The sequence below is a fragment of the Winslowiella iniecta genome (genome assembly GCF_001267535.1).
Classification (GTDB): Bacteria; Pseudomonadota; Gammaproteobacteria; order Enterobacterales; family Enterobacteriaceae; genus Erwinia; species Erwinia iniecta.
The window spans coordinates 1-1,207 of record NZ_JRXE01000063.1; the positions used below are offsets into that span (position 1 = coordinate 1).

Consider the following 1,207-nt stretch of genomic DNA (forward strand, 5'->3'; position numbering starts at 1 on the left):
GGGCGAGCGGCTGCTCTGCTCGCCCACCATCTGCAGCCCCTGCCAGTGGAAGGTCATTATTTCCGCATCCGGCTCGCCGTGGCGGTGCAGAATTTTATGCGTGCGCCGCCCCGCGCCGCTTTGCGCCAGGCCAGGCGGCCAAAACCGTCATACTCCTGACGCGCACCTTTCAGCCTGCGCAGTAGCCTGAATAGCAGCACTGCTGAACTTGTCCGGCAAGTGGCTGCGCGAGGCGGGGTTTGAGACCGGCCAGGCGGTGGCGGTCAAGGTTGAGGCAGGGGGGCTGATCCTAACCACCAGCGACTGAAAGTAAAAATCCGGAAGAGTCCCTGGGATCGCTTCCGGCTTTTATTTCAATATGCATGTTTCTCAATAAATTCAATTAACAATGGAGCACTTCGCCCTTTCAAGATAGATCTTTGATTAACAGCCTCTACAGAAAAAATAAAAATTTTCATTATCTCTTTTTCTAAAACAGAAAAATTCATTGCTTCTATAATAAGAACCTCACACATATCTACATGTATTTTAGTCATGCCGTCACTTGGAAAACGGATACTAGACAAACAATCAATTAACGCATGGACATTTTTCCCATAAAAATCCGGAAAACCAAATAACTCATTCATTTCATCGTGAAAGTCACCAATGGTTTTTATCTTGGAAAAATCAATGGATAATCTCTTTGCATTAATCACTTCCATCCTCCAGGAACTACTTCTATGAAAGATTCGTAATGATCGTGGCTATAGTATGCTTTACCAGTTTTTGTATCTACAACAATACGTCTGGCTCCCCGATTTCCCAGACCAGGTGTTCTTACTGTCCATTCCTGATAGGGACCACTTCCAGTATTCAGGCGCTGACTACCGGGATTTATTTCATAAGTGTTTCTAAATATGCTCCCATCTTGATCGTAAGCGGGTCTCTGTAATTTAATCCTGTCAATCGTGGCTTGTAATTCTCTCATATCTTTTGGTGCCATATCATAACCCCATTTATCTCTTATAGCTGCGTGAGCTTCTTTGGGATTACTGGCTGTATGGGAACATTTAAGTCCCAGCGGATCAACCCAAGTAAGAGGGGTTGGAGCGTAAGCATAAGGATTCAGCCCGCCTTCTAACCCCACCGGATCCGGCTGCGTAAACCTCCCCATCACCGGATCATAATAGCGAAAAAGATTGTAGTGCAGCCCCGTTTCCCTGTC

At 46.4% G+C, this 1,207-nt stretch carries 3 protein-coding genes; 1 reads left to right on the forward strand and 2 read right to left on the reverse strand.

Annotation, left to right across the window (positions count from 1 at the left end):
* Positions 1-208 precede the first annotated feature (208 nt).
* Positions 209-307 carry a SymE family type I addiction module toxin gene (locus tag NG42_RS22365; RefSeq protein ID WP_241488383.1) on the forward strand — a complete coding sequence of 33 codons (99 nt, stop codon included), beginning with the start codon at positions 209-211 and terminating at the stop codon, positions 305-307.
* Between the two features lie 46 nt (positions 308-353).
* Here the strand turns inward: NG42_RS22365 and NG42_RS21595 are convergent, their stop codons facing one another.
* Both NG42_RS21595 and NG42_RS23795 read right to left on the reverse strand, forming a co-directional pair.
* Entirely contained in the window at positions 354-698 is a 345-nt protein-coding gene (locus NG42_RS21595; RefSeq protein WP_162231040.1) for a barstar family protein, read from the reverse strand.
* Positions 695-1,207, reverse strand: a 513-nt coding sequence (locus tag NG42_RS23795; RefSeq protein WP_277619656.1) for an RHS repeat-associated core domain-containing protein, incomplete at its 5' end; no start/stop codon positions are given. The genes NG42_RS23795 and NG42_RS21595, both read right to left, overlap by 4 nt.